20 protein-coding genes are annotated in these 22,884 nt (G+C 58.5%); 9 read left to right on the top strand and 11 right to left on the bottom strand.

All coding sequences use genetic code 11. From position 1 onward, the window contains the following. Positions 1-241 precede the first annotated feature (241 nt). The gene (gene metC / locus UTM25_RS19410) at positions 242-1,429 is read left to right on the top strand and encodes a cystathionine beta-lyase (RefSeq protein ID WP_045403978.1); all 1,188 of its coding nucleotides are present in this window, start codon (positions 242-244) and stop codon (positions 1,427-1,429) included. Positions 1,430-1,572: 143 nt separating this feature from the next. Next, on the top strand, positions 1,573-2,232 hold the full coding sequence (gene yghB / locus UTM25_RS19405; RefSeq protein ID WP_194401751.1) for a DedA family general envelope maintenance protein YghB: 660 nt from the start codon (positions 1,573-1,575) through the stop codon (positions 2,230-2,232). Between the two features lie 39 nt (positions 2,233-2,271). Here the strand turns inward: yghB and UTM25_RS19400 are convergent, their stop codons facing one another. Beyond that, complete coding sequence (locus UTM25_RS19400; protein ID WP_023309177.1) at positions 2,272-3,171, bottom strand: AraC family transcriptional regulator; 900 nt, start codon at positions 3,169-3,171, stop codon at positions 2,272-2,274. 195 nt (positions 3,172-3,366) lie between these two features. Here UTM25_RS19400 and yqhD point away from each other — a divergent pair, with 195 nt between their 5' ends. Further along, positions 3,367-4,530 carry an alcohol dehydrogenase gene (yqhD, locus tag UTM25_RS19395; RefSeq protein ID WP_194401750.1) on the top strand — a complete coding sequence of 388 codons (1,164 nt, stop codon included), beginning with the start codon at positions 3,367-3,369 and terminating at the stop codon, positions 4,528-4,530. A gap of 105 nt (positions 4,531-4,635) precedes the next feature. Then, positions 4,636-5,463: a 2,5-didehydrogluconate reductase DkgA gene (gene dkgA / locus UTM25_RS19390; protein ID WP_194401749.1), complete on the top strand. Its 828-nt coding sequence runs from the start codon at positions 4,636-4,638 to the stop codon at positions 5,461-5,463. Between the two features lie 96 nt (positions 5,464-5,559). Here dkgA and UTM25_RS19385 read toward each other — a convergent pair whose 3' ends face one another. Further along, positions 5,560-7,734: a YgiQ family radical SAM protein gene (locus UTM25_RS19385; protein ID WP_194401748.1), complete on the bottom strand. Its 2,175-nt coding sequence runs from the start codon at positions 7,732-7,734 to the stop codon at positions 5,560-5,562. 199 nt (positions 7,735-7,933) lie between these two features. On the opposite strand from UTM25_RS19385, the gene UTM25_RS19380 reads away from it, so the two are divergent. Next, the gene (locus UTM25_RS19380; protein WP_194401747.1) at positions 7,934-9,409 is read left to right on the top strand and encodes a TrkH family potassium uptake protein; all 1,476 of its coding nucleotides are present in this window, start codon (positions 7,934-7,936) and stop codon (positions 9,407-9,409) included. Positions 9,410-9,439: 30 nt separating this feature from the next. Here the strand turns inward: UTM25_RS19380 and ftsP are convergent, their stop codons facing one another. The 4 genes from ftsP to UTM25_RS19360 all read right to left on the bottom strand — a co-directional run bounded on the left by ftsP (position 9,440) and on the right by UTM25_RS19360 (position 14,590). Beyond that, the gene (ftsP, locus tag UTM25_RS19375) at positions 9,440-10,852 is read right to left on the bottom strand and encodes a cell division protein FtsP (protein ID WP_194401746.1); all 1,413 of its coding nucleotides are present in this window, start codon (positions 10,850-10,852) and stop codon (positions 9,440-9,442) included. Between the two features lie 58 nt (positions 10,853-10,910). Further along, positions 10,911-11,648 (bottom strand): 1-acylglycerol-3-phosphate O-acyltransferase, encoded by a 738-nt coding sequence (gene plsC, locus UTM25_RS19370; protein WP_023309187.1) that lies wholly within the window; start codon positions 11,646-11,648, stop codon positions 10,911-10,913. 163 nt (positions 11,649-11,811) lie between these two features. Then, a complete protein-coding gene (gene parC / locus UTM25_RS19365) occupies positions 11,812-14,070 on the bottom strand; it encodes a DNA topoisomerase IV subunit A (protein ID WP_194401745.1) in 2,259 nt (752 codons plus the stop codon). A 118-nt stretch (positions 14,071-14,188) separates the two neighbouring features. Continuing rightward, complete coding sequence (locus UTM25_RS19360) at positions 14,189-14,590, bottom strand: YgiW/YdeI family stress tolerance OB fold protein (protein WP_023309189.1); 402 nt, start codon at positions 14,588-14,590, stop codon at positions 14,189-14,191. Positions 14,591-14,729: 139 nt separating this feature from the next. Here UTM25_RS19360 and qseB point away from each other — a divergent pair, with 139 nt between their 5' ends. The 4 genes from qseB (at position 14,730) to UTM25_RS19340 (ending at position 17,767) form a co-directional block, all read left to right on the top strand. Beyond that, a complete protein-coding gene (qseB, locus tag UTM25_RS19355) occupies positions 14,730-15,389 on the top strand; it encodes a quorum sensing response regulator transcription factor QseB (protein ID WP_194401744.1) in 660 nt (219 codons plus the stop codon). Next, positions 15,386-16,735, top strand: a complete 1,350-nt coding sequence (qseC, locus tag UTM25_RS19350; RefSeq protein ID WP_194401743.1) for a quorum sensing histidine kinase QseC — start codon at positions 15,386-15,388, stop codon at positions 16,733-16,735. The genes qseB and qseC overlap by 4 nt, the downstream gene beginning before the upstream one ends. A 104-nt stretch (positions 16,736-16,839) precedes the next feature. Beyond that, positions 16,840-17,421 (top strand): NAD(P)H-dependent oxidoreductase, encoded by a 582-nt coding sequence (locus UTM25_RS19345; RefSeq protein ID WP_194401742.1) that lies wholly within the window; start codon positions 16,840-16,842, stop codon positions 17,419-17,421. Positions 17,422-17,452: 31 nt separating this feature from the next. Next, entirely contained in the window at positions 17,453-17,767 is a 315-nt protein-coding gene (locus UTM25_RS19340; protein ID WP_023309193.1) for a putative quinol monooxygenase, read from the top strand. Between the two features lie 92 nt (positions 17,768-17,859). Here UTM25_RS19340 and UTM25_RS19335 read toward each other — a convergent pair whose 3' ends face one another. Genes UTM25_RS19335 through UTM25_RS19315 form a run of 5 tightly spaced genes read right to left on the bottom strand, consistent with a single transcriptional unit; the run spans position 17,860 to position 22,533 of the window. Next, positions 17,860-18,747, bottom strand: coding sequence for a MurR/RpiR family transcriptional regulator (locus UTM25_RS19335; RefSeq protein ID WP_023309195.1), 888 nt, complete (start codon positions 18,745-18,747; stop codon positions 17,860-17,862). Further along, positions 18,744-19,694, bottom strand: a complete 951-nt coding sequence (locus tag UTM25_RS19330) for an iron-siderophore ABC transporter substrate-binding protein (protein WP_320715205.1) — start codon at positions 19,692-19,694, stop codon at positions 18,744-18,746. The genes UTM25_RS19335 and UTM25_RS19330 overlap by 4 nt, the downstream gene beginning before the upstream one ends. Positions 19,695-19,703: 9 nt before the next feature. Further along, entirely contained in the window at positions 19,704-20,744 is a 1,041-nt protein-coding gene (locus tag UTM25_RS19325) for a FecCD family ABC transporter permease (RefSeq protein WP_194401740.1), read from the bottom strand. Continuing rightward, entirely contained in the window at positions 20,741-21,724 is a 984-nt protein-coding gene (locus tag UTM25_RS19320) for a FecCD family ABC transporter permease (protein ID WP_063439520.1), read from the bottom strand. The genes UTM25_RS19325 and UTM25_RS19320 overlap by 4 nt, the downstream gene beginning before the upstream one ends. After that, the gene (locus tag UTM25_RS19315; protein WP_194401739.1) at positions 21,721-22,533 is read right to left on the bottom strand and encodes an ATP-binding cassette domain-containing protein; all 813 of its coding nucleotides are present in this window, start codon (positions 22,531-22,533) and stop codon (positions 21,721-21,723) included. The genes UTM25_RS19320 and UTM25_RS19315 overlap by 4 nt, the downstream gene beginning before the upstream one ends. Positions 22,534-22,884: the final 351 nt, after the last annotated feature.

Raw genomic sequence — 22,884 nt, 5'->3', positions numbered from 1 at the left:
CAGGACGCAAATCACAAAATCTGAGCGTAATAATATCAAAACGTCGTCGAATTGATAGTAGTTCTCATTAGTATTTGCATGGTGCCGTAATTTTCGCTCACTTTCCTTGCGCTTACGCAGTAAAAATTTCTTATGCGAATTTTTGCTAATATTTTCTGCTTATTCGATAAGCCTCGGGGTGCAGTTTTTTCCAATCGTGGTAGTCTGGACGTCCAGACGTATAAAAACAGGGTTAGCGAACATGACAAAGAAGCATCTTGATACCACGCTGGTACAGGCAGGACGCAGCAAAAAATATACGCAGGGATCGGTCAACAGCGTGATTCAACGAGCCTCCTCGCTGGTGTTTGATACCGTTGAGGAGAAAAAAATTGCCACGCGCAACCGCGCGAAAGGCGGATTGTTTTATGGCCGTCGCGGCACGCTAACCCATTTTTCGCTGCAGGAGGCGATGTGCGAGCTGGAAGGCGGCGCGGGGTGCGCGCTGTTCCCGTGCGGGGCGGCGGCGGTCGCCAACACCATTCTGGCGTTTGTGGAACAGGGCGACCATATCCTGATGACCAACACCGCCTACGAGCCCAGCCAGGACTTCTGCACCAAAATCCTCAGCAAGCTCGGCGTAACGACCGGCTGGTTCGACCCGCTGATTGGCGAAGGCATTGCCGAACTTATTCAGCCAAACACGCGCATTGTGTTCCTGGAATCTCCGGGATCGCTCACCATGGAAGTTCACGACGTGCCGGCTATCGTGAAGGCCGTGCGCAGCAAAGCCCCAGAGGCGATCGTGATGATCGACAACACCTGGGCGGCGGGCGTGCTGTTTAAAGCGCTGGAATTCGACATTGATATCTCTATTCAGGCGGCGACGAAATACCTGATAGGCCACTCTGACGGCATGATTGGCACCGCGGTCTCCAACGCGCGCTGCTGGGATCAGCTGCGTGAAAATGCCTACCTGATGGGCCAGATGGTGGATGCAGATACGGCCTACATGACCAGCCGCGGACTCCGCACGCTGGGCGTTCGCCTGCGTCAGCACCATGAAAGCAGCCTGAAGGTGGCCGAATGGCTGGCGCAGCATCCGCAGGTTGAGCGCGTGAATCATCCCGCGCTACCGGGCAGTAAAGGCCACGAATTCTGGCAGCGTGACTTTACGGGCAGCAGCGGTTTGTTCTCATTCGTGCTGAAAAAGCGGCTGAATAACGACGAGCTGGCGAGCTATCTGGATAATTTTACCCTCTTCAGCATGGCCTACTCCTGGGGCGGTTTTGAATCCCTGATCCTGCCTAATCAGCCGGAACAGGTTGCGGCTCTTCGTCCCGGCGGTGAAGTGGACTTCAGCGGTACCCTGATTCGACTGCATATCGGTTTAGAAAATGTTGACGATCTGATTGCCGATTTAGCAGCAGGGTTCGAGCGTATCGTGTAGAGTGCTGGCTGAAAATGTACTCTCTGGACGCTTTTGTGGACACGGCAATGAGAAAAGTCTGCATGAGTTGCGCCCAGGATCAAACCCGACGGGCGAATAAGGGAGTACAATAGCGCTATATCTGCTGTTCCACAGGAAAGTCCATGGCTGTTATTCAAGATATTATCGCGGCGCTTTGGCATCACGACTTTGCCGCGCTGGCGGATCCTCACATCGTTGGTATCGTTTACCTCGTGATGTTCGCAACTCTGTTTCTGGAAAATGGATTACTGCCAGCCTCGTTTTTACCCGGTGACAGCCTGCTTTTACTTGCCGGGGCATTAATCGGGAAAGACGTCATGGACTTCACGCCAACGATGGTTATTCTCACCTCCGCAGCCAGCCTGGGCTGCTGGTTGAGCTATCTGCAGGGCCGCTGGCTTGGGAATACCCGCGTCGTAAAAGGCTGGCTGGCGCAATTACCGCATAAATATCATCAGCGTGCGACCTGCATGTTCGACAGGCATGGCCTGCTGGCCCTGCTGGCAGGGCGTTTCCTCGCGTTTGTTCGCACGCTTCTGCCTACGATGGCGGGCATTTCCGGTCTGTCAAACCGCCGCTTCCAGTTCTTCAACTGGCTGAGCGCTCTGCTGTGGGTGGGTGTGGTCACCACGCTCGGCTATGCGCTGAATATGATCCCCTTTGTGAAACACCATGAAGATCAGGTGATGACCTTCCTGATGGTGCTGCCGATGTTCCTGCTGGTGGCGGGACTGGTGGGAACCATCGCGGTGGTGATTAAGAAGAAGTACTGCAGCGCCTGATCCCCTCCCCCTCTCCCCATAGGGGAGAGGGGAAAAAGCTTAAGCTCCCTGCATGGTTCGGATGCGTGACGCATCCTCTCCCGGCGTGACGCCGAAATAGCGCTTAAACTCACGACTGAACTGCGACGCGCTTTCGTAACCCACCCGCATTGCCGCCGCGCTGGCCTTCATGCCGTCGTGGATCATCAGCATCCGCGCCTTATGCAGCCGATAGGTTTTAAGGTACTGCAGCGGCGAGGTGCTGGTCACCGACTTGAAGTTATGATGAAACGCCGAAACGCTCATGTTCGCTTCCGCCGCCAGCTGGTCGACGCTGAGGTTTTCCGTGTACTGGCTTTCAATACGCTTGAGCACGCGGCTTATCAGGCTGAAGTGGGTCTGCCGGCTCACAAGAGCCAGCAACGCCCCGCCCCCCGGCCCCAGCAGCACATGGTAGAGAATTTCGCGGACGATCTGCTTGCCCAGAATACGCGCGTCCAGCGGCCTTTCCATCACGTCCAGCAGACGTTCAATGGCGCAGAGGATCTCTTCCGACAGCGTCGCCGAGTTAATCCCGCTCGACGCCATAGACGGCTGGAAGAACTCATCTTCGCCAATCTCCATTAGCAGCTCCTGCAGCTGAAGAATATCGACGTTGACGCGAATACCGGCCAGCGGAACGGCCTCTGTCGCGAAGGTTTCACATTCGAAGGGTAAAGGTACCGTCAGGAGCAGATATTCATTAGTGTCGTAGCGGAACACGCGCTCGTTGATATAGCCAATTTTATGGCCCGAGAAGAGAAAAACGATGCCCGGCTGGTACATGACCGGCGTGCGCGTCCCGGGCTGCGTGCCATAAAGCAGGCGAATGTCAGGAAGCAGATCGCTGACGCCATTTTCTTTATCTATCAGTCTTTTAATCTGCGCAGTGAGCTGATGGCAGATCGCTTCACGGTTCATATTACGTTACTCCGGGTACGGTTTCCGACGTTGACAGTGTGCGTGCTTTTCCGCGCTTTCTCCAGCGCTCTGTAGAAATGGGCAAGACATCGGCAGGAATGTGCATTGAGAGGATAGCCCCGGACGGCCACAATGTGCAGCATCAGGTCGCCCTCTGCGCCACCACGGTTTTTCACCCACTAAAGGGAACGAGCAATGAACAACTTTAATCTTCACACCCCAACCCGCATTCTGTTTGGTAAAGACGCTATCGCCGATCTGCGCGCCCAGATCCCCGCTGACGCCCGCGTACTGATCACCTACGGTGGCGGCAGCGTGAAAAATACCGGCGTGCTGGATCAGGTTTACAGCGCCCTGGACGGTCTGGACGTGCGTGAGTTCGGCGGCATCGAGCCAAACCCGTCTTACGAAACGCTGATGAACGCGGTGAAAATCGCCCGCGAAGAAAACATTACCTTCCTGCTGGCCGTCGGCGGCGGCTCCGTGCTGGACGGCACCAAATTCATCGCGGCGGCAGCGCACTATGCTGACGGCATCGATCCGTGGCACATCCTGGAAACTCGCGGCAGCGACATTAAAAGCGCCATCCCGATGGGCTCCGTGCTGACCCTGCCGGCCACCGGATCTGAATCCAACAAGGGCGCGGTGATCTCCCGTAAAACCACCGGCGACAAACAGGCCTTCATGAACGAACACGTTCAACCTGTGTTCGCGATCCTGGACCCGGTTTACACCTACACCCTGCCTGCGCGTCAGGTGGCGAACGGCGTGGTCGATGCCTTTGTTCATACCGTTGAGCAGTACGTCACATATCCGGTGAATGCCAAAATTCAGGATCGCTTCGCGGAAGGCATTCTGCTGACGCTCGTCGAAGAAGGTCCGAAAGCGCTGAAAGAGCCGGAAAATTACGACGTGCGTGCCAACGTCATGTGGGCGGCAACGCAGGCGTTGAACGGCCTGATCGGCGCTGGCGTACCGCAGGACTGGGCAACCCACATGCTGGGCCACGAGCTGACGGCGATGCACGGTCTGGACCACGCGCAAACGCTGGCCGTTGTGCTGCCTGCTCTGTGGAACGAAAAGCGGGACACCAAGCGTGCCAAACTGCTGCAGTACGCAGAACGCGTGTGGAACATCACCGAGGGTTCTGACGATGCGCGTATTGATGCCGCCATCGAAGCGACCCGCAGCTTCTTTGAAGGTCTGGGCGTGCCAACGCGTCTGTCCGGCTACGGTCTGGACGGCAGCTCCATCCCTGCCCTGCTGGCGAAACTCGAAGAACACGGCATGACCCACCTGGGCGAGCACGGCGACATTACGCTGGACGTCAGCCGTCGCATCTACGAAGCGGCACGCTAAGCGTTTTTGCCCTCCCGACTTTCGTTTTTTGACATTTCGTCCAGACTTAATGCACAACCCATCGCCGAAGGAGCCCTCCGGCGATGCGCACCTGAAGGAGGAAAAATGGCAAACCAAACCGTAATCAAGCTGCAGGACGGCAACGTGATGCCCCAGCTGGGGCTAGGTGTATGGAAAGCCGGTAACGACGAGGTCGTCTCCGCCATTCATAAAGCCCTGGAAGTCGGCTATCGGTCCATTGATACCGCTGCCGCATACAAAAACGAGGACGGCGTGGGCAAGGCACTGGCCAGCGCTGGCGTCCCCCGCGATGAGTTATTCATCACCACGAAACTGTGGAACGACGATCAAAAACGCCCCCGCGAAGCGCTGGAAGAGAGTCTGGAGAAACTCCAGCTCGATTTCGTCGATCTCTGGCTGATGCACTGGCCGGTTCCGGCTATCGATCACTACGTTGAGGCCTGGAAAGGGATGATTGAACTGCAAAAAGAGGGGCTGGTGAAAAGCATCGGCGTCTGTAATTTCCAGGTTCATCACCTGCAGCGGCTGATTGACGAGACTGGCGTTGCGCCAGTGATTAACCAGATCGAGCTGCACCCGCTGATGCAGCAGCGCCAGCTACACGCCTGGAACGCTACGCATAAAATCCAGACCGAGTCCTGGAGCCCGCTGGCGCAGGGCGGCGAAGGGGTGTTTGATCAAAAGATTATCCGTGAGCTGGCGGATAAATACGGTAAAACCCCGGCGCAAATCGTCATTCGCTGGCATCTGGACAACGGCCTGGTGGTGATCCCGAAATCGGTCACGCCATCGCGCATCGCCGAGAACTTCGACGTCTGGGATTTCCGTCTGGACAAAGAAGAGCTGGGCGAGATTGCGAAGCTGGATAAGGGTAAACGTTTAGGCCCGGACCCTGATCAGTTTGGCGGGTAGTCGCGTAAAAAAGCCGGGTGGCGGCTTCGCCTTACCCGGCCTACGTGTTGACCTGTAGGCCCGGTAAGCGCAGCGCCACCGGGCTTTGTTACATGTTTAACCCATCTTACGTTTTACGTTCTTCTTCGTTCCCGCTCCACCGTTCGAACGCTGGTGCACAATCGGCGTGTGCTTGGTCAGCGCCGGGCGCGTATTGCGATTCTGGCGACGCACTTCGCGCATCTCCTCCAGCGTCGGGGCCGGTACCAGACAGTCGCGGCGCGAGCCGATCAGGTGCTTTTTACCCATCTCTTCCAGCGCCTGGCGGATCAGCGGCCAGTTTTTCGGATCGTGGTAACGCAGCAGCGCTTTATGCAAACGACGCTGTTTATCCCCTTTCGGCACCACCACCTCTTCACTCTTATAACCAATCTTACTCAGCGGGTTCTTGCCGGTGTAATACATGGTCGTCGAGTTGGCGAGCGGTGACGGATAGAAGTTCTGCACCTGATCCAGGCGGAAGCGGCGCTGCTTCAGCCACAGCGCCAGGTTCACCATGTCTTCATCGCGCGTGCCCGGGTGGGCGGAGATGAAGTATGGGATCAGATACTGCTCTTTACCCGCCTGCTTCGAATAGGTATCGAACAGCTCTTTAAAGCGATCGTAGCTGCCCATGCCCGGCTTCATCATTTTCGACAGCGGGCCTTCCTCGGTGTGCTCCGGCGCAATCTTCAGATAGCCGCCGACGTGGTGCGTCGCCAGCTCTTTGATGTAGCGCGGATCTTCCACGGCAATGTCGTAACGTACCCCGGACGCGATCAGGATCTTCTTGATGCCCTTCAGGTCGCGCGCGCGGCGGTAGAGGTTGATCGTCGGCTCGTGGTTAGTGTCCATATGCTCGCAAATGCTCGGATAGACGCACGAGAGGCGACGGCAGGTTTGCTCCGCGCGCGGCGATTTGCAGCGCAGCATGTACATGTTCGCGGTTGGGCCGCCAAGGTCGGAAATCACACCGGTAAAGCCCGGCACCGAGTCGCGAATCGCTTCGATCTCATTGATGATCGAATCTTCAGAGCGGCTCTGGATAATACGCCCTTCGTGTTCGGTAATGGAGCAGAAGGAACAGCCGCCGAAGCAGCCGCGCATGATGTTGATCGAGAAGCGGATCATCTCATACGCCGGGATACGGGCGTTGCCGTACGCCGGGTGCGGAACGCGTTTGTACGGCAGCGCAAAGACGCTGTCCATCTCTTCGGTGGAGAGCGGGATCGCCGGCGGGTTAATCCAGATAAAGCGCTCGCCGTGCTTCTGCATCAGCGCGCGGGCGCAGCCCGGGTTGGTTTCATGGTGCAGAATACGGGACGCGTGCGCGTAGAGCACCTTGTCGGCTTTCACCTTCTCGTAGGACGGCAGCAGCACGTAGGTCTTTTCCCATGGTTTCGGGCGCGGCGGCTGCACAACGATAGCCTTCGCTTCCGCTTTTTTCGGCTCAACCGGCTTGTTATCGGCACACGGCAGGTCTTCACCGTACGGGTGCGGGATCGGGTCGATTTTGCCCGGCATATCAATGATGCGGGAATCCACCCCGCTCCAGCCCGGCAGCGCCTCTTTCACCATAATGGCGGTATTGCGCACGTCGCGGATGCTGCTCACCGGCTCACCCTGCGACAGACGGTGCGCCACTTCCACCAGCGGACGCTCGCCGTTACCGTAAATCAGCATATCGGCTTTGGAATCCACCAGCACCGAGCGGCGAACGGTATCTGACCAGTAGTCGTAGTGCGCGGTGCGGCGAAGGCTCGCCTCGATGCCGCCCAGGATCACCGGCACGTCTTTCCAGGCTTCTTTACAGCGCTGGGTATAGACCAGGGTTGCGCGGTCGGGGCGTTTACCCGCCACGTTATCCGGCGTGTAGGCGTCGTCATGACGCAGCTTGCGGTCGGCTGTATAGCGGTTGATCATCGAGTCCATGTTGCCTGCGGTCACGCCGAAGAACAGGTTCGGTTTGCCCAGACGCATAAAGTCGTCTTTGCTGTTCCAGTCAGGCTGGGAGATGATCCCCACGCGGAAGCCCTGCGCCTCAAGCATACGGCCACAGATGGCCATGCCGAAGCTCGGATGGTCAACGTAGGCATCGCCCGTGACCAGAATGATGTCGCAGCTGTCCCAGCCCAGTTGGTCCATCTCTTCCCGGGACATCGGCAGGAATGGCGCCGGTCCAAAGCAGGCCGCCCAGTACTGGGGCCAGGAGAAGAGGTCACGATCCGGCTGGATCAGGGAAATTGCGCTCATAATGCTTCCGAAGAAAAAATAGACAAAAGGAGCGGGATTATACGCTGTTCATCCGCCAGATTTGAAGAAAAGGATGCATGAAGCAGGCAGATATTCGGGGAAGTCGTTAAAATACGGCGTCCTGATAATTTTGAATCATAATATTCACTATATTTTCCGGTGATTTGCCCCGGAACGTGTTATTGCGCGGAGCTCTGTCGTGAAGCCCAACGATTCGTTACATGTATCCCAGCTGCGGGTTGTCCTTCACCTCTGCGGTTTTCTGGTTCTGCTCTACAGTCTTTCTATGCTGCCGCCGATGGTGATCGCCCTTCTGAATAAAGAGCGGACCTACTTTGCCTTCCTGACCACCTTTTTAACCTTTTTTACTCTCGGAGGTTTGACCTGGCGGGCAACCCGTCACGCCGGCATTCAGTTGCGTACCCGCGACGGGTTTGTGATTATCGTGCTGTTCTGGCTGCTGTTTTCATTCATTAGCGCCATGCCGCTCTGGATGGATGACGGGCTACAGCTCTCCTTTGCCGACGCGCTCTTTGAAGGGGTTTCCGGGATCACCACCACCGGGGCAACGGTGATCGGGGACGTCAGCGCCCTGCCTAAGTCGTACCTTTATTACCGCGCACAGCTGAATTTCATTGGCGGGTTAGGCGTCATCGTGCTGGCCGTCGCGGTCCTGCCGCTGCTGGGCATTGGTGGCATGAAGCTCTATCAGTCAGAGATGCCGGGGCCGTTCAAGGAGGAGCGTCTGACTCCCCGCCTTGCCGATACCGCGCGCACGCTGTGGGTGACCTACTTCGCGCTGGGCGTGGCCTGCACCCTGGCCTACTGGCTGGCGGGAATGTCATTTTTTGACGCCCTCTGTCACGGGCTGTCGACCGTGTCGCTGGGCGGGTTCTCCACCCGCAGCGAGAGCATTGGGTTTTATGACAGCCACGCGATTGAGCTGGTCGCCGGGGTGTTTTCACTGCTCTCCGCGTTCAACTTCACCCTCTGGTACGTCGCCATTGTCAGACGCACCCTAAAACCGATTCGCCGCAGCCCGGAGGTTAAATTCTTTCTGAGCGCCGCCGCGGTGATTATTGCCATCACCGCCTGGCAGGTCTGGCATGCCGGGATGTACAACGCTACGGATAGCCTGGTGCACGCCTTCTTCCTTGCCAGTTCGATGATGACCGATAACGGCCTTTCGACAGCCGACTATGCCCAATGGCCCGCACACACCATTTTCCTGCTGTTGAGCGCCAGCTTTTTTGGCGGCTGCGTAGGCTCGACCTGCGGCGGGATCAAAGCCCTGCGTTTTCTCATTATGTTCAAGCAGAGTATTCAGGAGATGAACCAGCTGGCGCATCCGAGAGCGCTGCTGAGCATTAAGGTGGGCAAAAGCGTGGTGAATGAACGCGTCCTGCGCTCGGTATGGAGCTTCTTTTTTCTCTACGTCATGATCACGGGCTTTTTTGTCTGGTCGCTCAATCTGATGGGCTACGACCTGTTTACCTCATTCGCAACGGTTGCCGCCTGCATCAACAACATGGGGCTGGGGTTTGGCGAGACGGCGTCGACGTTTGGCACGTTAACAGAGGGGGCAAAACTGCTGATGTGCGCGGCGATGATTCTGGGGCGTCTGGAAATTTACCCGGTGCTGATTCTGTTCTCGCGCTTTTTCTGGCGGGCATAAAACATTCCCGGCGAACCGGGAATGTCAGGATTATGACGCAGGGTTGATCAGCATCTGCCCCACGGAGCCCCTGTCCATCATCTCCAGCGTCTGGCTGTGGAACAGGAACGGGAAGTGCGGCCACGAAGGCTGACCATAGTAGACAAGCAGTTCAACCTGACCGTCCACCCAGACGGTATCTTTCCAGCCGCGATCTTCCGGGAACGGCATCGCACCGTTGACGTTGCGGATCAGGAATGCCACCCCTTCAATATGGAACGACTGCGGCATATCTGAACGGACCGTCCAGCGCTCCCAGGTGCCCTGCTGCGCGGTAATGTCGATGCGGTTGACGTCCCACAGCGCGCCGTTGATCCCCGGATCGTCGCCCAGGCTGATATCACGGCTGCGCACCGGCGAGCCGCTCATGATCTCCTGCGGCAGCAGGCGCATTGGCAGGCTATCGGTCACCAGCGGCAGCAGACCGGTTGGGCGCAGGGTTAGCACCAGGGTCGAGACAAGAATGCTCGACGGTTCAAAGAACCCGCGAATGCGGTCCACAATGCTGGCCGCTTCACCGCAGGTGACAGACACTTCATCCCCATTGGTCATATCAATGAGAACCTCGCGACGTTCGCCCGGCGAGAGCGCCAGCTGTTTGACGGACACCGGGGCCGGTAAAAAGCCCTGGTCGCCGGAAATCACGTGCAGCGGACGGCCATCGCTCATTTGCAGCTGATAGCGGCGCGAGTTGGACGCGTTGAGCAGGCGCAGGCGCACCCAGCCGCGCGAGACCTCGACATACGGGCTTTGCGCGCCGTTGACCAGCAGCGTATCGCCGACGAAGCCACCGCTGCCCGGCTCGCTGTATTCCGGCGTACCGAAATTATCCAGACGTTTGTCCTGGATGATAATCGGGAAGTCATCCACGCCGTAGTGGTTTGGGATCGGCAGGGATTTGCTGACCTCATCTTCCACCAGCCACATTCCGGCCAGGCCGTTATAGACCTGCTGCGCCGTACGGTTAGGCGTATTGGCGTGATACCACAGGGTGGCCGCGCTCTGGCGAATCGGCAGAACCGGCGCCCAGTCGGCGCTGGGTGACATCATTCGCGCCGCGCCGCCAATCAAGGGGCCGGGCACCTGTAGGCCGCTGATGGTCATGGCGACATTTTCAGGGGTGCGGTTACTGTAGATGAGCTTTACGTCATCGCCATTCCACACGCGTATGGTCGGCCCAAGGTAACGTCCGTTAATGCCCCAGACCGGCGCGCGCGTCCCCTGGGTGAAGGACCAGTGGCTGCGCTGCAGCGTCAGGAAAAGCGGCTGACCGCGACGGGATTCAATTAATGGCGGAATAGGCAGCGGCTGTTGCTGCCCGGCGGCGCTGGCTGTCAGCGGCATCGCACCCGCACAAAGGGCGATCCCGGAAGCCTGAATAAACTGACGCCGACTGAGTGACATATAAGCTCCATCTGAAACGACTAACAACGCGGGAATTCGTTTTCCCTTCAACGCCGGATTAAATCTTACCGGCGGCTTCTCTCTCTGCGACTTCTTTGTCGAGCTGCGCAATATGCTGAGCCATCAGCTCACGGCAGTGCGCTGCCAGCTCGCGCACCTGGTCTTTACCGTATTTGCTGGTATCGACAGGTGGCAGCATTTCGACAATCACCAGCCCGTTATTCAGGCGGTTAAGATTAATCTTATTCGAAGTATTGGAAACGCACACAGGAATAATTGGAACACCTGCCGCAATTGCGGCATGAAACGCCCCGGTTTTAAACGGCAGCAGGCCGCGGCCGCGGCTGCGCGTTCCTTCCGGGAACATCCAGATTGAGATTTTGCGCTTTTTAAAATGATTCACCACTTCCGCAATGGTGCTGTGCGCTTTCGCGCGGTTGTTACGGTCGATCAGCAGGTTACCGGTCAGCCAGTACAGCTGGCCAAAAAACGGGATCCACAGCAGGCTTTTTTTTCCCACCGTCACGGTCGGTGGAAGCACGATATTTGCGGCGGTCACCATATCGTAATTGTTCTGATGGTTGGCGATATAGATGGCGTTACCGAAATTCTCCGCCCCTTCAGGCAGACGTTTTTCAACCTTCAGACCAAACAGCGGCGCAAGACGCCCGAACATATGGCCAAAGGTGGCAACATGCTTCGGATTACGCGGGCTGAAAAGGCAATAAATAGAGCCGAAAATACAGACCAGAATGCAGTAGATAACGGTAAGAATAAGACGAACAATATATAGCATAGCGACCTCTGAAGCCCCAACAGCTGACAATTATACTTCACCTGTGGCCAGGTAAGGACTTTATTACGAGCGCGTATTGTTAATCGCAACGCACGAATTAACAACGATTTTACGGGAAATTTTATTGAAACTCCCCCTCCGGGCAGAGGGGGATATCACGACATTACTCTTCGCTGTCACCCGCGGTGCTGCGTGCAGGAGAGTCAATCTCCACGCGGTCGATGCGCTGCAGTCCGCGCATCAGCGAGCCGCGGCGACCGCGCTCACCCACCACTTTCTGCAGCTCTTCCGGACGCAGCTTGATCTTACGCTTGCCGACGTGAATGGTCAGCGTACTCTGCGGCGGCAGGAGGAAGAGGTGCGCCAGGCCATCTTCGCCTTTCGCGGCTTCCGCCGACGGGATGTTGATGATCTTATTGCCCTTGCCTTTAGACAGCTCCGGCAGATCGCTGACCGGGAACATCAGCATACGTCCGGCGGCGGTGATCGCCAGCAGCATGTCGCTTTCATTCTCAATCACCAGCGGCGCCATCACGTGGGCGTTGTCCGGCAGGCTTATCAACGCCTTACCGGCACGGTTACGGGAGACCAGATCGTTGAAGGTACAGATAAAGCCGTAGCCCGCATCGGACGCCAGCAGCAGCTTCTGGTCATCGGCTTCCATTAGCATATGGTCAACCGTCGCCCCCGGCGGCAGCGTCAGCTTGCCGGTGAGCGGCTCGCCCTGTCCGCGCGCGGAAGGCAGCGTAATCGGGTCGATGGCGTAGCTGCGGCCGGTGGAGTCGATAAACGCCACCGGCTGGTTGCTCTTGCCTTTCACCGCCGCTTTGAAGCTGTCGCCCGCTTTGTAGCTCAGGCCCGGCGCGTCGATATCGTGGCCTTTGGCGCTACGCACCCAGCCGCTCTGCGACAGAACAATGGTGACCGGCTCGGAAGGCTGCATGTCGTGCTCGTTCATCGCCTTAGCTTCTTCACGCTCGTGCAGCGGAGAACGACGGTCGTCGCCGAAGGCGTCTGCATCGGCCTGCAGCTCTTTCTTCAGCAGGGTGTTCATTTTGCGCTCGGACGCGAGGATCGCCTGAAGCTGATCGCGCTCTTTTTCCAGCTCGTTCTGCTCGCCGCGGATCTTCATCTCTTCCAGTTTGGCGAGATGGCGCAGCTTCAGTTCGAGGATCGCTTCGGCCTGGGTTTCGCTGATGCCAAAGCGCGACATCAGCGCCGGCTTCGGCTCGTCCTCGGTACGGATGATCTCAATCACTTCATCGATGTTGAGGAACGCCACCAGCAAACCTTCGAGGATATGCAGGCGCTTAAGCACTTTCTCCAGACGATGGTTCAGACGACGGCGGACCGTATCGCGGCGGAACGTCAGCCATTCGGTGAGGATCTCCAGCAGGTTTTTCACCGCCGGGCGTCCGTCGAGGCCAATCATGTTCAGGTTGATGCGGTAGCTTTTTTCCAGATCGGTGGTGGCGAACAGGTGGTTCATCACCTGCTCCATGTCCACGCGGTTGGAGCGCGGCACGATCACCAGACGGGTCGGGTTCTCATGATCCGATTCGTCGCGCAGGTCGTCCACCATCGGCAGCTTTTTATTGCGCATCTGGGAGGCGATCTGCTCCAGCACTTTGGCACCGGAAACCTGATGCGGCAGCGCGGTAATCACCACGGCGCCGTCCTCTTTATTCCACACCGCGCGCATGCGCACGGAGCCGCGACCATTCTGGTAGATTTTGCGGATTTCCGCGCGCGAGGTGATGATCTCAGCTTCGGTCGGGAAATCTGGCCCCTGCACGATATCCAGCAGCTCGTCGAGCGTCGCTTTCGGCTGCTCGATCAGGGTAATGGCGGCTTTCGCCACTTCACGGAGGTTGTGCGGCGGAATGTCCGTCGCCATACCGACCGCGATACCGGTGGTGCCGTTCAGCAGGATATTCGGCAGACGCGCGGGCAGCATCTTCGGCTCCTGCATCGTCCCGTCGAAGTTTGGCACCCAGTCCACGGTTCCCTGACCCAGCTCGCCCAGCAGCACTTCGGCATATTTAGAGAGACGGGATTCGGTATAACGCATCGCCGCGAAGGATTTCGGATCGTCCGGCGCCCCCCAGTTCCCCTGCCCGTCCACCAGCGGGTAGCGGTAAGAGAACGGCTGCGCCATCAGCACCATCGCTTCATAACAGGCGCTGTCGCCGTGAGGATGGTATTTACCCAGTACGTCACCGACGGTACGGGCGGATTTCTTGAACTTGGCGGTGGCGTTCAGCCCCAGTTCGGACATCGCATAGACGATGCGGCGCTGAACGGGCTTCAGGCCATCCCCGATAAACGGCAACGCCCTGTCCATGATGACGTACATGGAGTAGTTCAGGTAGGCGTTTTCCGTGAATTCATGTAGCGCGAGGCGCTCTGCCATATCGCTCATTACGTGTGATTCCTCAACTCAGAAACCGAAGGGTTTCAGGCAATATTGCCGCAGATACTACCTCATCTGATGAATTGAGTCACAAAGAAAAAGGGCCGCACAGGCGGCCCTTTTCGGGTTATTTGTTCAGCTTAATAACCTGCTTCACGTCGATTTCAAACTCGTTCCAGTCTTTATCGACTTTACCCTGCAGTTCAACTTTATCCTGCGGAGTGACGGTCACGCCGTTCCAGCGCTTGTGGTCAATCTCAACTACGACCGTGCCGGACTCATCGCGGAAGGTGTAGCGGTCATCGGACAGGCGCTCGGTGATGTTCCCGCGCAGTTTCACCCAGGCGTCGTCCTTCAGGTCTTTCACTTTTGCCGCGGTGGTGAGGTTAGCGTTGTTATCGACAAAACCGCCCTGCTGAGTTTGCGTCTGGGTCTGTGTGGCCGATGGGCCAGTAAAACCGCCCTGAGCAGCAAAGACCGGCGCGGTGGTCATCATCATGATGGCAGCAATTGCAGCGAATTTTTTCATTTTCATCTCTCCCTTTAATGTCGTTTCGCAATCCATTTAACAGGGTAATCCTTAACAACTTCTTAAGGGAAAAATTTATTTATTATTGCTGTACAGCAGGCGCTTACAGAGGGTTTACTGACGACATCAAGGAGGGAACATGCGCATTTTACTGGTAGAAGACGACAGGTTAATCGGCGACGGTATCAAGGCGGGGTTAAGCAAAATGGGCTTTAGCGTGGACTGGTTTACCGACGGAAAAACCGGCCAGGCCGCGCTCTCCTCTGCGCCCTATGATGCCGTGGTGCTGGATCTGACGCTGCCGGAAATTGACGGTCTGGACATCCTGCGCGCGTGGCGCGAGAGCGGGCGCAGCGAGCCGGTATTAATTCTGACGGCGCGGGATGCGCTGAACCAGCGCGTCGAGGGGCTGCGTCTTGGGGCGGATGATTATCTCTGTAAGCCGTTCGCGCTGATCGAAGTGGGTGCCCGCCTCGAAGTGCTGGTCCGCCGCAGCCACGGCCAGGCGCGTAGCGAGCTGCGTCACGGGAAGGTCACGCTCGATCCGACCCGTCTCGTCGCCACGCTGAACGGTGAGCCGCTGACGCTCAAGCCGAAAGAGTTCGCGCTGCTGGAGCTGTTAATGCGTAACGCCGGTCGGGTGCTGCCGCGAAAGCTGATCGAGGAAAAACTCTATACCTGGGACGACGACGTCTCCAGCAACGCCATCGAGGTTCACGTTCATCATTTGCGCCGCAAGCTCGGGAGCGAGTTTATCCGCACCGTGCACGGCATCGGCTACACCCTGGGTAACGCATGAAACTGACGCAACGCCTGAGCCTTAAGCTGCGCCTGACGCTGCTCTTCCTGCTGCTCTCTCTGACGGCCTGGTTTGCCGCCAGCCTGGTCGCCTGGCAGCAGACGACCCACAAGCTCGACAAGCTGTTCGATACCCAGCAGATGCTGTTTGCTAAACGGCTGCTGACGATGGATCTGGACGAGATCCGCGCCCCCGAACGCATGCGCGATATCCCGAAAAAAGTGAAGCACGGTCGTCTGGACGACGACGCGCTGGCTTTCGCCATATACGCCGTCGACGGCAAAATGCTCCTCAACGACGGTGAAAACGGACGCGATATTCCATACCACTATCGCCGCGACGGGTTCGATAACGGGCAGCTACAGGGCGACAACGACGAGTGGCGTTTTTTATGGCTGACCTCACCTGACGGAAAATACCGCGTGGTGGTCGGCCAGGAGTGGGAGTACCGCCAGGAGATGGCGCTGGACGTGGTCAGCTCGCAGCTGACCCCCTGGCTGGTGGCGCTGCCCGTGATGTTGCTGCTGCTGATCGTCCTCCTGAGCCGGGAGCTTAAGCCGCTGAAAAAGCTGGCGCAGACCCTGCGCTCCCGCTCGCCGGATGCCACCGATAAACTGCCGACGGCGGGCCTTCCTACGGAAGTGCGCCCCCTGCTCGACGCGCTGAATCATCTCTTCGCGCGCACCCAGGAGATGATGACCCGCGAGCGCCGCTTTACGTCCGATGCCGCCCACGAGCTACGCAGCCCGCTGGCGGCCCTGAAGGTGCAAACTGACGTGGCGCAGCTGTATCAGGACGATCCCGAGGCGCAGTCCAAAGCCCTTTCGCAGCTACATGCTGGCATCGACCGCGCTTCCCGGCTGGTGGATCAACTCCTCACGCTGTCGCGTCTGGACTCGCTGGATAACCTTGACGATGTCGAACCGATTCCCCTGGCCGACTTACTGCAGTCAGCCGTGCTGGATATCTGGCATCCGGCGCAGCAGGCGGGCATTGATATTCGCCTGAACATCCATGCCCCAGAGGTTACACGCACGGGCCAGCAGCTCCTCATGAGCCTGCTGGTGCGCAACCTGCTGGATAACGCGATTCGCTACAGTCCGCGCGGCAGCGTGGTGGACGTGACGCTGGACGCGCGTAGCTTTACCGTGCGCGACAACGGCCCAGGCATTTCACCTGACGCGCTGGCGCGCATCGGCGAGCGCTTTTATCGTCCGCCGGGTCAGGATGCCACGGGCAGCGGGCTGGGGTTATCCATTGTAAAACGCATCGCCGCCCTGCACGGGATGCGCGTTTCGCTGAGCAATGCGCCTGAAGGCGGTTTTGAAGTGAAGGTCAGCTGGTAGTGATTATTGCGTTTAACGCAAAAGACTTTGCACATTTTGCTCATTTTACCGCACCGTCCTCGCGCGTAGAATACTGGCCATACTCTCATCATCGAGGACAAATAATGAGCAACATCCTGATTATCAACGGTGCAAAAGAATTTGCGCACTCTAAAGGCCAGCTGAATGACACCCTGACCGAGGTCGCGGACGGTTTCCTGCGCGACGCCGGGCATGATGTTAAGGTCGTGCGCGCGGACAGCAATTATGACGTGAAGGCCGAAGTGCAGAACTTCCTGTGGGCTGACGTGGTGATCTGGCAGATGCCAGGCTGGTGGATGGGCGCGCCGTGGACCGTAAAAAAATACATGGACGACGTGTTCACCGAAGGTCATGGCTCACTGTATGCCAGCGATGGCCGCACCCGCTCTGACGCCTCCAAAAAATACGGCTCGGGCGGCCTGATTCAGGGCAAAAAATATATGCTCTCGCTGACCTGGAACGCCCCGCTGGAAGCCTTCACCGATAATGATCAGTTCTTCGAAGGCGTGGGCGTCGACGGCGCGTACCTGCCGTTCCACAAGGCTAACCAGTTCCTGGGCATGGATCCGCTGCCGACCTTTATCGTCAACGACGTGATTAAAATGCCTGACGTCCCGAGCTATATCGCAGAATATCGCAAGCATCTCGCGGAAATTTTTGCTTAACTGGTAGCCTGGAATTAAAGGAGTAGTAAACATGCTTACCGTAATCGCAGAAATCCGTACTCGTCCAGGTCAACATCACCGTCAGGCGGTGCTGGATCAGTTCGTGAAAATTATCCCGACCGTACTGAAAGAAGAAGGCTGCCACGGCTACGCGCCGATGGTGGATGCCGCCACTGACGCCAGCTTCCAGGCGACCGCGCCAGACTCAATCATCATGGTTGAGCAGTGGGAAACCGTCGCGCACCTTGAAGCGCACCTGCAGACCCCTCACATGAAAGCGTGGAGTGACGCGGTGAAGGGTGACGTGCTGGAAACCCACATCCGCATTCTGGAGCAAGGGGTTTAAGTTCGTGGAATTTGCCGGGTGGCACTGCGTTTACCCGGCCTACAAAACCTGAACCGTAGGCCCGGTAAGCGCTAGCGCCACCGGGCTTTGTTTTAGCTGCTTTTCTTCCCCGGTTTTAACCCACGATGTAACTCGTTGATGCGCTTCATCGACTTGATGGTGCGCTGCGGCTCGGTGGAGGCCACGGATAAGATGATCATCTCCAGACACAGCAGCACCGTGCCGTGGAGCGGGATTTTGCCTTTTTCGCCGCCGCGCGGAACGTGGATCACCACGCTGGCCTCCTTGCTGAAGCGCGAATCGAGGGCGTTGGTCAGCAGGATGGTTGGAATGCCCAGCCGTTTTGCTTCACGCAGCGTGGTTTGCCCCTCCCGGTGCGCGGATTTCTGCGCCATCATCACCAGCACGTCGCCGCGCTGAAGCGCAATAAGCTGCTCGGCAAGCCCTATGCCGGTACGGTTAAGCGGCGTGGCGGGTAACCCCATGCGGCTGAACAGCCTGGCGGTGTACTCGGCCAGAATGCCGGAGGCACCAATGCCAAATATGGCGACCTGCCTCGCCTGCGCCAGCAGCGAGACCGCCTGCGCCATCGCGTAGCGGTTGTGGGGTTCGGATAACACTTCGCAGGTGTGTTGATGCCCCTCCAGCACGAAATCAATGCTCGCGTTGACGTCGCTGGCGAGCGTATTCACCGTGGTGGACATCTTTTCGCTGGAGGTGACCACCGGACCAAACCACTGCTCCAGCGTTTGCTTGAGATCGCGCAGCCCGGCGAAACCCAGCGCCTGAATGGCGCGGACCACCGTGGCGTCTGAGGTTTTCAACAGCGTCGCGATCTCCATTGCGGTCTGTTCCATCACCGCTTCTCGGTTGTCATGAATATAGCGTGCAACCTGCAGCAGACGCGGCGTCAGCTGATGCGCACGCGCGCGAAAGCGGTCGCCATAGACATCCACGCGCCCTTTCTCTTTGCGGATCACCGTGTCGCCTCCGGCAGCGGACGCCCGGCAATCTGCGACTGCACCTGCGCGGCCATCAGCCCTAACGAGGCGTACGAATTCGAGATGGCCTCTTCACGCGAGATCAGCACGTAATGCCCGGTTCGGCAGGCATTCAGGAACTGACACCAGCCCGGCATGACCGCATCCATCGCCGCCAGCTCGTCCTGCGGTTTACCGCCCGTATCCCCGCGCCAGGTGGCGAAGACGAAATCGGCATCCAGCTCCGGCAGGCGCTCGGCGCTGACGTCGATGCGTCCTCCGTCCGGGATGGACTCAATCAGCGGCGGGAAGGTGAATCCGGCGTCGCGCAGCACGCGGCCCAGCGAGTGGTAGCTGTGCATGGCGTTAATCTTTCCCTGATTCGCCTGAATCACGGACACGGTCACCTTGCGGGTATCAATAGTCGCCTTCAGCGCCTTAATCTGCTCCTGATAGCGCCGCTCCAGAACCTTAAGCCGCGCCTGCGTTCCCGTCAGCTGAGCCAGCTTGCGGTAGATCTCCGGCGCGCCGCCGTCGAGATGATCGATGCTCACCGTCGGGGCAATTTTCGCCAGCTGTTCCACCGGGGTGTTGCGGGTCGGCTCGGTAACGATCAGATCAGGCTTTGCGGCGGCGATGGCTTCAATGTCGATATCGGCCGTGCCGATAAATTTAATATCGGAATTATCGAAGTCGACGCCGGTCAACATGCCGCTGGAGTGCAGAAAGTGGCTGCCGTCCGGCCGTGTGCGGCCATGGCTTGCCACCGGCGGTACGCCAAGCTCAATCAGCGGAATGGTGATATCCAGATCGTGTAAAGAGACAATCCGTTTCGGATGAACCGGCACCACCACTTTTCGGTTCAGATCGTCAGTAAACGTCTGCGTCGGCTCCGCCGCACCCACCGCGAACCCCACCAGCAACAGCATCGAAAACACTACGCGCATCCTAGTCCCCTAAAATCTGTCCCGACGCTGCCAGAGCAGCAGCAGGAAAAACGGTCCGCCAATCAATGAAATCACAATTCCCGCCGGCAGCTGCAGCGGGAGAAACGCCAGACGTCCGACGTTATCCGCCAGCAGCACCAGCAGAGCGCCCAGCACGGCGCTTCCCGCCAGGAGCGCGGTTTGCCCACCGCGCAGCAGCAGGCGCGCCATATGCGGGGCAATCAGCCCCACGAAACCTACACTGCCCACGCACGAGACGCAGGCCGCCGTCAGCACTACCGGGGCGAGAACCCGCAGCAGCGCCAGCCGGGTTATGCGAACGCCAAGGCCCGCTGCGGCCTGATTGCCGAGCAACGCCACGTCCGCAGCCCGTGCGGTAAACAGCAGCAGCGCAAACGCGGGGGCAGCCCAGAGCGCGGCTAACCCCACCAGCGTCCAGTTTGCCGCATGCAGGCTTCCCGCCAGCCACAGCATCGCCGTCTGCACGTCGCGCACATCGGCGGTGGTGATAAAGACGCCCATTGCGGCGGCAAACGCCCACGACACGCCGATGCCGATCAGGATGAACCGCGGGCGCGAGATATCGCGCGCCAGGGCGATAACCAGCAGCGCGGTAAGCAGTCCACCGGCCATGCCGACCAGAGGACGCCAGGCCAGGCCCAGCGCCGGGAACTGAAAAATCAGCAGCAGTACCGCCGCGCTACAGCCCTCCTTCACGCCGATAAGCCCGGGATCGGCCAGACCATTGCGGGTGATAGACTGCATTGCCGCCCCCGCCATGCCGAGCATCGCGCCGCACAGCACCGCCATCAGCAGGCGCGGCAGGCGGATATCCATCACGATGTAGCGCGTCTCCGCCGTCAGACTCTCAGGAGAAAACAGCGCGCGCCCGATGGCAGAGATGGGAACAGGAAGAGATCCGTGCGTCAGGCCAAAGCCCAGCAGGCTTAACGCCACCAGCGCCAAAAGCGTCAGGCACGCCAGCGCCCGCGGGCGAACCAGCGCCGATACACGGCCAATACGGATCGCGCGGAATCCGGCCCGGTTCATTTGAACATCCTCGACGCCATAAAGATGAATACGGGTGCGCCGACCAGGGCCGTCATGATGCCGGTTGCCAGCTCCCAGGGCGTAAACAGCGTGCGGGCGGCGATATCCGCCAGCAGCAGAACCAGCGCGCCACAAAGGGCTGACAGCGGCACCATCACGCGTAAATCGACCGACACCAGACGGCGAATGAGCTGCGGCACGACCAGGCCGATAAAGCCAATCGGCCCGGCAATTGAGACGGCCGCACCGCAGAGCAGCGCGATGGCCAGCAGGGCGAGCAGGCGGGTTTTCAGCAGCGACACGCCAAGCCCCTGCGCCATTCGGTCTCCCAGCGCAAGCATGTTGAGCGAGGGCGACAGACCGATGGCGAGAACAAAACCGGCTGCTGCGGCCCAAAGGGCGCTCCGGAGCGTCTGCACGTTGATCCCGGCCAGGTCCCCCGCCAGCCAGGTGCGCATGGCGAGCAGCGTCTGTTCATCGAGGATTAACACCGCGGCGGTAATCGACGAGGCAAACGCCGACATCGCCACGCCGCACAGCGTGACCTTCATCGGCGTAAGCCCGGTGCGACCGGACGAGGAGAACATCAGCACCAGCAAAAACAGCGCGGCGGCACCGGCGGCGGCAACGAGCGGGCGACCAAACGGCAGCGACAGCCCAAGCGCGCTGGTAATCACCACCGCCAGTGCGGCCCCGGCGTTGAGCCCCAGTATATGCGGCTCGCCGAGCGGGTTGCGGATCACGGATTGCAACAGCACGCCCGCCACGCCGAGCGCGGCGCCCGTCACCATCGCGGCGCAGAGGCGCAGCAGTCGTAATTTGATAATGACGTTATGGTCGAAATTGCGCGGATCGAAATGGAAGAATGCCTCCACCACCGTCTGCGGGGCGATGAAGCGTGCGCCGATGCCCAGGTGCATAATCGCGCCCAGCGCCAGCAGCAATGCGAAGATCGGGAAGGCCAGAGAGGAGCGCATCATAGCTGAACGGTGCTCTGGCGAAACGGCATAAAGAACGGCTTGCCGGTCAACGGGTTTATGGACATATGCACGTCCACATCAAACACCGCTTTGATCAGCTCCGGCGTGCAGGCATCGCCCTCATGCAATACGCCTTCAACTTTCCCCTGGCGTAAAAAGACCAGCGAATCGCCGTAGTTCACGGCGAAGTTGAGATCGTGCAGCACCACCACCACGGTACGTCCGTGCTGGCGGGTCAGGGTGTGCAGCAGTTCAAGGATCTCCACCTGATAGCGAAGATCGAGAAACGTCGTGGGCTCGTCAAGCAGGATATACGGCGTTTGCTGCGCCAGCGCCATGGCGATCCAGCAGCGCTGACGCTGGCCGCCGGATAAGCTTTCCACCGGCATATGGGCAAACTCCGACGTGCCGGTCAGGCGCAGGGCCTCTTCCACCGCCAGCTCGTCCTCGTCGCTCCACTGGCGCATAAAGTTCTGCCAGGGAAAACGCCCGCGCGAGACCAGCTCAAAGACGGTCAACCCTTCCGGGAGCAGCGGAGACTGTGGCAGGATACCCAGCTCGCGGGCGACGGCTTTGGTCGGCTGCTCGTGGATCGCCTTGCCGTCGAGAACTGCCGAGCCGCCAAGCGGCTGAAGCAAACGCGCAATGGTGCTCAGCAGCGTGGATTTTCCGCAGCCGTTCGCCCCTACCAGCACCGTCATTTTCTGCTGTGGGATCGCAAGGGAGATATCATCAACGATGATTTTTTTCTGATAGCCCGCAGAGAGGTTCTCCAGAACCAGTCCCGGTTTTTTTGTGTTGTGAGCCACGTGAATGCCAACGTAATAAAAAAGCGCAACAAATATAAATAAAAATCATTCTCTTTTGAGAGTTTGACGCTGCGCCATGTAGTAGTCAAGAGAAGAAATACCCTGATAAAACCAGGGATAAGTCTAAGGGGGAATGAACAAGAAAGGACTTTCAAAATCATTTAATTCAATAAGTTAATAATTATCCCGCTGCGCTTATACGCCCGGCTAAACGTTGTAGCCGATTTTTGCTTTTTTCCATTTACTACTACATCCCCGCATGATTGAATGATTCTCAATTACATGTCCGATGCCCGCCGTGGCTAACGGACAGACCGTAAAGGGCAATGACTCACACATTTTTCCGCGAAA

The sequence above is a fragment of the Enterobacter sp. 61D5 genome (genome assembly GCF_034107965.1).
Taxonomy (GTDB): domain Bacteria; phylum Pseudomonadota; class Gammaproteobacteria; order Enterobacterales; family Enterobacteriaceae; genus Enterobacter; species Enterobacter cloacae_M.
This window is presented reverse-complemented; position numbering and strand designations above follow the sequence as displayed.